Here is an 8,094-nt window from a genome sequence, read left to right on the forward strand (position 1 = left end):
ATGAGATTTCCCATAGCGTAAGCTAGTAAGATCCCTGAAAGATGATCAGGTTGATAGGTCAGAGGTGGAAGCGTGGCGACATGTGGAGCTGACTGATACTAATAGATCGAGGACTTAACTAAAATGAAAAGCGGAAACGCCTGTTTATCGGCGTATAAACTGGAAGAGCTTGTTCTTTCGATAAAGGAAACACGATGAACGTAAGTGAATCGATGTTGACTTACGCAAAAGAGATGATCGGAAGTTTGATAGGCGATAGGCGTTGGAGCTGGACAATAATGCTTAGCGCAAGCTAAGTAAGATTACTTGGCAAAATGGTTTACTTCTAAATGATTTAGTTTTGAGAGAATAATTCTCTAACTAAATAAGTCTGGTGGCGATAGCGAGAAGGTCACACCCGTTCCCATACCGAACACGGAAGTTAAGCTTCTAAAGCGCCGATGGTAGTTGGGGGTTCTCCCCCTGTGAGAGTAGGACGTCGCCAGGCAAATTGAAAAGACCTAAAGGTAATTAAGCCTTTAGGTCTTTTTGTGTGGAAAAAGTAGTATTTCGTAATATTATATTTCCGTAGTATCCTTACACTTTGTTGCGACAGAAACAAAATCTGGGTATACTGAATATAAATCAGGGAGGATTTATCATGGATAAAAGACAGCAGTTAATGAGCGAGCTTATGGATTTATGCAATGAAATAATTTGGCTTAATAAACCAGAACTTGAATCGGCCCTAAATGGATATACATTGAATGAAATAGAATTAATCGAAAATATTGCCCTAATCCCAAATGCAAATGTGACAAAACTTGCAGCTGCAAGTTATATGACTCGAGGCGCAATAAGTAAGCTCACCAAGAAGCTTCTAGCTAAAAATATTATTGAGAGTTATCAAAATGCTGAAAATAAAAAAGAAATATATTTTCGGTTAACAGCTAATGGGCAGAAAATAAATAATATCCATCAAGAATTACATGGGCTGTTTCTTAAACGTGACAATGAAGTATTTAAAAATATGACTGATGATGAATTTGATACTATTTTTCGTTTCATTGGTCGATACAGGTATCATTTGAAAAATATCACGAGATAAAGTGGTATTTTTTTATTTTTGTTTATTGTTGACGAAGAAACAATAATGGAGTAAACTTTTTTGTTGACATAGAAACAAAAAAAGTAGAAAGAGAAATAGTATGAAGATTTCAATCAATAAACATGCACTAACATTTGGGTTTATCTCAGTCTTTTTAACTGGTATGGGTTTGACTATTGTAATCCCCGTTTTACCTGTTTTAGTAAAATCTTATACCAGTAATCCAAGCGCTCAGGCTACGGCGGTAACATTGCTTTCTTCTATCTACGCACTTTCTGTATTCTTGGCAGCACCGGTCTTAGGAGCATTAAGTGATAGATATGGTCGTCGTCCTGTTTTAATTATTAGTCTGCTCGGTTCTGCTCTAGGCTATTTTGTATTTGGTCTTGGAGGGGCGCTTTGGGTCCTTTTTCTTGGACGAATCATAGAAGGTTTAACAGGGGGGGAATATCAGCAATTTTTGCTTACTTTGCTGATATCACTCCTTCTAATGAACGCACTAAATACTTTGGTTGGATTAGTGCGGTTGTCGGGGTTGGGACTACTCTAGGTCCTACAATCGGTGGAGTACTTGCGAATTTCGGGAATAGTGTACCTATGTATGCAGGCGCCGTAATTACATTATTCAATGCTATATATGGATATTTCTTTATGCCTGAAAGTCTTGAAAAGTCTAGACGCTCTTCTAGTATTTCTCCTAAATATCTTAATCCGTTTATACAACTATCAAATGTTTTTTCTTTTAAATTTGTTAAATGGCTCATGATTGCTGGATTCTTAATTTGGATTCCTAATGGATCATTACAAGCTATTTTCTCTCAATTTTCAATAGATACATTTGCGTGGCGGGCGTTGCTTGTCGGGTTGGTATTTTCAATAATAGGGGTGCTTGACATCTTCTCTCAAGCAATTATTATGCCAAGGTTACTTAAATATTTATCAGATAAAAAAATTGCACTTTTAGGTATGATAAGTGAAATGATAGGTTTTAGTTTTATTGCTGTTTCAGCATTCAATGCGTATTATCCAGTCTTTATCGTAGGAATGATTTTCTTTGGACTCGGAGATTCTATCTTTGGTCCAGCATTTAATGGCATGCTTTCAAAATCCGTTGACCTTAACGAACAGGGACGTATCCTGGGTGGTTCTCAAAGTATTCAATCGCTAGCTCGATTCATTGGACCGATTATTGGTGGACAGTTGTATGGAAGAGTTAGCCATTCTACTCCTGCTATCATGGGCGTGATATTAATTGGAGTTGCCGCTCTTGTTTTTTCAAAGCAGCATCGGTGGATCCGCTATAAATAACTTTTAGGATTATCCTATAACGGATAATAGGAAATAATAAATAATGCTTCAGCTAGTCTTCGATTAATTTTGACATGTATACACATTGAATGAATAACTAACAGTTTAGCAATAAAACAGGGGAAGTGGAAGGAGAAAGATCTATCTATGGATTATATTCTATTTAAACCCATATGCATCTATTTGGTAGATGCTTATGGGTAGAATTGGTATAAGTAGTTCTTTTGGGGTAGCATAATCTTTTCTTATTTTGAAATAGGGTGACATTATTAGAAACGCTCCAATCGCCTAAATGTGAATACTGCTAGTGCTAAAAGAATTATTGATGATAGGATAGTTGTAAAAATAGGTAGAAGGAATATGTCATTACTTTGATTGTGCATTAAAATACTTGTTGCTCCATTTCGAAGTGTTGCAGGACTCCATTTCATATATTTGGTTATAAGTCCAGTGAGTAAGGAAAGTGCAGCTAGGAATGTTAAGCTTACGCCTGCGATACCGCCAGTATTTCTTAAGAGTGTTGCTATCCAAATTGTGAAAGTGAGAATAAAAATAATCCATAGGCTATATATTAGGAAGCTAGTGAGTACATCTATCCAAGGAACAGGTGAAAACAGTAAATTAGTATAGTACCAAGTCAAAACATAGCTTAAAAATAGAGAAGATAATGCGATGATAACTTGACTTGACCATTTACTGGCTATGTATTGAAAGGCAGAAACAGGACGTGCCATAATAAGGGTAAGCACATTATTTTGCCGTTCATGAGAAATAATTCCCATCGTGGCTAGGACGAATAAAAGAGTACCAATTGTTCCATATTGAGATAAAGTAGCTGCGAGCACTTCTGCTCCTGTAGGAACTGGGAATTCAATCTTCGCTCCCACGGGTAAGTTTCCAGCTTTTTCAATAATTTGTGGCATATAGTAAGTTGAAATTGGTTGGGAGACGCCTAGAATCATCATTACAACTGGAAGCCAGATCCATTTCCCGTTTCTTTTACTTTCTAGCATTTCTTTTTGAAATAAAGTTAAAAAGTTTTTCATATGTCTACCACCTTCATATAGGCATCCTCTAAAGAATCCTCCATAACTTCAAATCGTTGTATTGTGTATCCTCTGCTTATTAGGGCAGTTAATAAATCATTTGTTTGTAAAGAAGGTGTAATTTCTAAAATAGTTGCATTATTATCAGTCGTAAAGTGAATAGCTTCCGGTTTTAATAATTCATCGAATGCATTCTTTATAGGTTCTATTGTTTCAATATGGATAGCTGTATGCGAAAAGACTTTTTTTAAGTCAATTAAAGAACCCTCCCACTTTATTTCTCCTTCCTTTAACATAAGAACTTCATCGCAAACTTGTTCTGCATCATGAAGGACATGTGTGGAAAAAAGGATTGTCATCCTTTCTTTTAATTTTTCCATAAGTATTAAAACTTCCCTTCTCCCTGTAGGGTCTAAGGCGGAAACTGGTTCGTCTAGGATCAATAGTTCTGGCTGATGTAAAATAGCTTGTGCTAATCCGAGCCGTTGCTTCATTCCACCAGAAAAACCTCCGATCTTTCGGTTCTTTACCTCTGTTAGCCCAACGAATGAAAGGCTGTTATTAACATATTCTATTAAACGTTGTTTAGGAACACCTGATAGTTTTCCAGCGAAATACAGAAATTCCACGGGAGTCATCCAATTAAAAAAAGTGGGGTGTTGGGGCATAAAACCAATATGTTTACGATAATCCTTTTCTCCGTTATAAGATATAGAGCCTTTTGTCGGGGATAGCAAACCCGCAAGCATATGAAGCGTGGTTGTCTTACCAGCTCCATTTGGCCCTAATAGTGCTGTGCAACGACCTTTTTTAATGTGAAAAGTGATTCCTTTAATCGCTTGATGGTCATTAAAACGCTTTTGTAATTGATTCACTTGTACGAACATCTTAATGCCTCCTTAAGTATTTTTTCTTCCTATTACAAAATATAAAATGGATCCGAATAAACTAACGATTAGGATAAGTAGAATCCATAACCATTTTGGTCCGTTTGTTTCTTCTTGCTTGATGCAGCTAATGAGAGCAGTGAGCATTAATATGAATTGGAGAATAAGGACGGGAGCTATTAATGACCAGTTTACTTGTAATAATTCTTCCAAAGTTATTTCTCCTTTCGTACTTTTCTTTTTTTAGGCAAGATAATTAGTAGGAAGTAAAGAATTGATGGAAGTGGAAGCGAAATCAATCCCCAAATTCCCCAAAACCATGCAATGCTTGCATTTTTTTTCGCATGAATAAACAGAAAAGTTCCCTGTGCTAACAGAGCGAGGAAAAGCAAGATTAATAAATAAGGATTAATTTCTGTCATCAAATATCTTCCCTTCTTGTTTGTGTATTAATATAAAGTAAATTAGAGGAGCAACTATAATAGATATAACCTCCATAATGACTATGGTTTGAAAGTCTAGGAATGCAATCATTGATAAAAAACTCAGTAAAAGGACGGCTGTTACCATAAACAGCTTCAATTCTTTATAGAAAGCTTTTTTCTTTTTTAGTTGAGAGTATTGTAGCTGCTCTTTTATGAAAAATGAAGAAGGTTCCTTGCTGAAAGGAAGATTTTCAAGGTGATTCCAATCTTTTTGTAAATCCTCAATAAGCTTATCTGTTTGATTATGATCTTTCGTCATAGGCTGCCCACTCCTTTCTAAGTCTTTTGATGCCGTTGTGAACCCGAGATTTAACCGTTCCTGCTTTAATCTGAAGTAGTTCGCCGATTTCTTCATACGTGTAGCCGTAATAATGATGAAGAAGGATGGGGATACGAAACTCTGCTTCTAAATTATTAAAATCAGTAAATGTGTCACTCCATTCTATCCCTTTGGAATTCGCTTTCCATGTTAGTTGTCGTGATAAAGCTATTTTTGTTTGATTTAACCAATTGACTTCCCGTTTCTTTTTTCGAAGTTGGTCGATATATAGTCGTGAAGCAATAGAAATCATCCAGGTTGAGAACTTACTGTCTCCCTTAAAAGAATTAAGGTTTTCGTAGCATTTAAGCATGGTATCCTGTGTAAGATCTGAACTTATTTCTTCATTTAAAGTAAGTTTTAGTAAATATTTATATAGGAATGAATAGTGTAATTGAAATAAATCTATGAAGGCATCTTCATTTCCTTCCTTTGCAAGTTTAATAAGTCTTTTCCCGTTGTCCAAAGTTAAATCGATGCCTCCTTTCTTTTTCAAATCATAAGACGGTTAATCTCAGTAAATCGTTCATTAAATATAATTATTTTTTTAAGGCTACATTTATTTTACGATAATTCCTCCTTAAATTAGAGAAAGTGAGGTGTACTCAATAATAGGGATGTATGTTAAAATTTTATTAAATTTATGCAATTCTGAATTTTTTTGAAAAAATTGGTGTTCATAGACTTTTTAGGTGTTGGAAAATACAGAGATACGGTCAAAAATCGGAATGTAGTTAAATATATGAGAGAAGTAAGATGAATGATTGAGAGAAGGGTTTGCAGAAACTGTTTTCCTTAGTCGTATCAATCAAGAGTATATATACTTCCTCATAAAAGGAGTAGGAATAGCTGAAGATTGGAATCATTACCGACGTTCATGGAAATGGTCCGGCTTTGAACGCTGTGCTGCAAGAAATAGATACAAGGAAAGAATTTATTGTTTAGGGGATAGGACCAGATACAAACGAGGTTTTAGGCCTTTTGTTTTCCAGAATGGACAGTTCAATGATTACAGGTAACCATGATGAAGCGATTCTGGCGCTACTTAAAAGAGAAGAGTATCCTCTCAGTCATTACGCGCATCAAAGTACATCATTAATGGATCGCAGATAATATGAATAAATCCTATATTCCTAATTTAGAAAAGTTACCACAAACTATTGATACAATAATAGAAGGTCATTCGGTTCTATTTACACATTATCATATAAAAGAATCAAAACGAAATAGTCATATTAGCCAAGAACCCTTTAGTGAAATTGTTGAACCGTCATTCAAACCTATTAACGGTTTATTTAAAGGGTATAATAAAGAGTTGATCTGTTTTGGACACAATCATCCCATTTATTTTTTTCAAAGCAAAAAAAGGCTTTTCTAAATCCAGGATCTTTTGGGTGTAATCTTCAACCAATAGCTTCATATGCAATTGGAAATATAGATAAGAAGAAAATAGAAATTAGTCTAGAAAAAGTAGTTTATGATAATTCCTTTTTCTTTGAGTCGTATGAGACTTTGAAAGTACCAGATCGTGAATTTATTATTAATATATTTCATGGGGATCAAAACAGAAAGGATGGAAAGGGGTTATAAGATGCGGTTTAATGAAAGGATTGGTCTGGATATAAGCGATGAACATCATAAGATTCATCGGCGAGTAGCGGTAAGGGCTGTAATAATTGAAAAGCAAAAGGTTTTACTTATGCAAACAAATAAAGGTGACTTTAAATTTCCAGGGGGAGGAGTTGAAGGAAATGAGGGACTGGAAGAAGCGCTATGGAGGGAGGTAAAAGAAGAAACTGGTTATACTCATTGCACAGTTAAAGAATGTATGGGGAAAGTAATAGAAAATCAAGTAGATCAGGACGATAAGCAAGCATATTTTCAAATGGTATCTCATTATTACATGTGTGAGCTTACGAATAAGGGAAAAGTGGAAAAAGAGTTAGATGCGTATGAGTTTGAACTCGATTTTAAACCTGTATGGATATCCGTGGGTAAGGCTATAGAAGAAAATGAATATGCCGTATCTCAATTTAATTGCAATCCTTGGGTTGCTAGAGAAAATTTAGTTTTGAAAAAAATAAAAGACTTTTTATACTGAAGGAGAAGAGTGGGATGTATGCAGTAATTGCATTATTTGATGTAGTATTAGAACAAAGAATAAAAAAGATATGGGAAGAATTAGAGAGTAACGGAATCTCCTATTATGCGAGAGAAGTGGAGGATAGAGTACCTCATATTACTCTAGCAAGCTATAAGGAAGTCTCTCTTACGCACTTTATACATGAGATGGAAACCTTCTATAGAAATAAGGGGAAAATCCAGGTTGATTTTCAAACTGTAGGATCTTTTATAAATACGCCAACACTATTTTATTCTCCAACTGTAACTAAAGAGTTAATCGAGTTACATTCGAGTCATCATCGACATTTTGATTCATTTAACAATGATGAAGAGTCATTATATCTTCCAGATAAATGGGTTCCACATTGTACCTTAGCTAATAGACTTTCTAAAGAAGAGTTGCAGGAAGCATATAGCTATTGTTTAAAGATAAGTGAAAAGCTAGAAGGGGAAATTAACCGAATAGGGTTAATTAGAATAGATAGTTCGAAGCATGCTCCAGTTATATATTCTAAGAGTTTAATAGAATTGTAAAAAAAAAACGTAAAAAACAGTTGACGATTAAATAGATAATTGTTATTATATAAAAGTTGCTTCTGATAGCAACATAATATGATAATTTAATAGTGAAAAGATATCTTGAAAAAAGTTATTGACTTTCACTTGATGAATATGGTATTATATAAAAGTTGCTTCTGATAGCAACAACCGAATTGCTCTTTGAAAACTGAACAAACAAACGTCAACAATAATCGTTTTATAACGAATGTTATAGAATGACAATAAGTAATAAAAAGCTAGAGTTTAGCAATGAGCTAATCAACTCTTTATTGGAGAG

Annotated in this window: 9 protein-coding genes, 2 rRNA genes and 1 pseudogene; 6 read left to right on the plus strand and 6 right to left on the minus strand. The window is 34.7% G+C overall.

Annotated features, from left to right (window positions below):
• The 4 genes and pseudogenes from QQZ16_RS22250 to QQZ16_RS22265 all read left to right on the plus strand — a co-directional run.
• A 23S ribosomal RNA gene (locus QQZ16_RS22250) occupies positions 1–122 on the plus strand; the annotation flags it as partial.
• A gap of 247 nt (positions 123–369) precedes the next feature.
• Positions 370–487: ribosomal RNA gene (gene rrf / locus QQZ16_RS22255) — 5S ribosomal RNA — on the plus strand.
• 153 nt (positions 488–640) lie between these two features.
• A complete protein-coding gene (locus QQZ16_RS22260; RefSeq protein ID WP_048718390.1) occupies positions 641–1,087 on the plus strand; it encodes a MarR family transcriptional regulator in 447 nt (148 codons plus the stop codon).
• 100 nt (positions 1,088–1,187) lie between these two features.
• Positions 1,188–2,395: pseudogene (locus tag QQZ16_RS22265) on the plus strand (MFS transporter).
• 269 nt (positions 2,396–2,664) lie between these two features.
• Here the strand turns inward: QQZ16_RS22265 and QQZ16_RS22270 are convergent.
• From QQZ16_RS22270 to sigY, 6 genes are all read right to left on the minus strand, one after another.
• Positions 2,665–3,441, minus strand: a complete 777-nt coding sequence (locus QQZ16_RS22270; protein ID WP_284561791.1) for an ABC transporter permease — start codon at positions 3,439–3,441, stop codon at positions 2,665–2,667.
• Positions 3,438–4,328, minus strand: coding sequence for an ABC transporter ATP-binding protein (locus QQZ16_RS22275; RefSeq protein WP_284561792.1), 891 nt, complete (start codon positions 4,326–4,328; stop codon positions 3,438–3,440). The genes QQZ16_RS22270 and QQZ16_RS22275 overlap by 4 nt, the downstream gene beginning before the upstream one ends.
• Before the next feature lie 12 nt (positions 4,329–4,340).
• Positions 4,341–4,475, minus strand: a complete 135-nt coding sequence (locus QQZ16_RS22280; RefSeq protein WP_082169286.1) for a PLD nuclease N-terminal domain-containing protein — start codon at positions 4,473–4,475, stop codon at positions 4,341–4,343.
• A 68-nt stretch (positions 4,476–4,543) separates the two neighbouring features.
• Positions 4,544–4,750 (minus strand): hypothetical protein, encoded by a 207-nt coding sequence (locus QQZ16_RS22285; protein ID WP_048718379.1) that lies wholly within the window; start codon positions 4,748–4,750, stop codon positions 4,544–4,546.
• Positions 4,737–5,072, minus strand: coding sequence for a DUF5345 family protein (locus QQZ16_RS22290; RefSeq protein WP_048718377.1), 336 nt, complete (start codon positions 5,070–5,072; stop codon positions 4,737–4,739). Before QQZ16_RS22290 ends, QQZ16_RS22285 begins: the two co-directional genes overlap by 14 nt.
• On the minus strand, positions 5,056–5,598 hold the full coding sequence (sigY, locus tag QQZ16_RS22295) for an RNA polymerase sigma factor SigY (RefSeq protein WP_284561793.1): 543 nt from the start codon (positions 5,596–5,598) through the stop codon (positions 5,056–5,058). The genes QQZ16_RS22290 and sigY overlap by 17 nt, the downstream gene beginning before the upstream one ends.
• 1,125 nt (positions 5,599–6,723) lie before the next feature.
• Between sigY and QQZ16_RS22300 the strand changes: the two genes are divergently transcribed.
• Complete coding sequence (locus tag QQZ16_RS22300; RefSeq protein ID WP_048718374.1) at positions 6,724–7,233, plus strand: NUDIX hydrolase; 510 nt, start codon at positions 6,724–6,726, stop codon at positions 7,231–7,233.
• Positions 7,234–7,247: 14 nt separating this feature from the next.
• Complete coding sequence (locus QQZ16_RS22305; RefSeq protein ID WP_048718371.1) at positions 7,248–7,790, plus strand: 2'-5' RNA ligase family protein; 543 nt, start codon at positions 7,248–7,250, stop codon at positions 7,788–7,790.
• The last annotated feature ends 304 nt before the right edge of the window (positions 7,791–8,094 follow it).

This window comes from Bacillus sp. T2.9-1 (assembly GCF_950097965.1).
Taxonomy (GTDB): Bacteria; Bacillota; Bacilli; order Bacillales; family Cytobacillaceae; genus Niallia; species Niallia hominis.